Annotated in this window: 1 pseudogene; it reads right to left on the bottom strand. The window is 42.9% G+C overall.

Annotation, left to right across the window (positions count from 1 at the left end):
- Positions 1-525, bottom strand: a pseudogene (locus tag ACFIKO_RS09550) (autotransporter outer membrane beta-barrel domain-containing protein); the annotation flags it as partial.

The following is a 525-nucleotide window of genomic DNA, read 5'->3' as shown; positions in this document are numbered from 1 at the left end:
AACGACAGCTGCCCATAGGTGCCTACAAGACCGAGATGTGTTGTGGTATTTTGCCCTTCAATTGCTGCCAATGTAACACCGGCTTGGAGAGCAGCATAGCGAATATCAGCACCATAACCATATTTGAGAGGACCACGCTCAGAAGATAAGGTTCCTGTGCTTCCATAGGTGTATAAGAAGAAACCTGTTTGTTTCTCTTCTTCTTTTCCTAAGACGGATGTTCTGATATTGGCTAAGAGCGCGTTTTGTTTAGCCATATCCGTTAATCCTGTACTGAAGAGAGCATTTGGCATAACCAAATAGCTTGCTGTTTGTGGTACAAGGGCAGGGATATTTGTTTCAGGATCAGGGTTTGAACCAGAACCTGATCCTGATCCAGAACCCGATTCAAGAATTTCTTTGTGTAAACGGAAATCCCAGAAGTCTTCATTCTTTTCATTAAACAGGTTTTGCGCAACATCAGCTTTACCATTGCTTGACTCTGGTCCATAGGCCGTTAGCGTATATTTATAAGGCAAACGATTT

Source organism: Bartonella sp. TS82HLJMH (assembly GCF_042193495.1).
Lineage (GTDB): Bacteria > Pseudomonadota > Alphaproteobacteria > Rhizobiales > Rhizobiaceae > Bartonella > Bartonella grahamii.
Note: the sequence above shows the minus strand (reverse complement) of the source record. Positions and strands in the feature narration are given on the sequence as shown.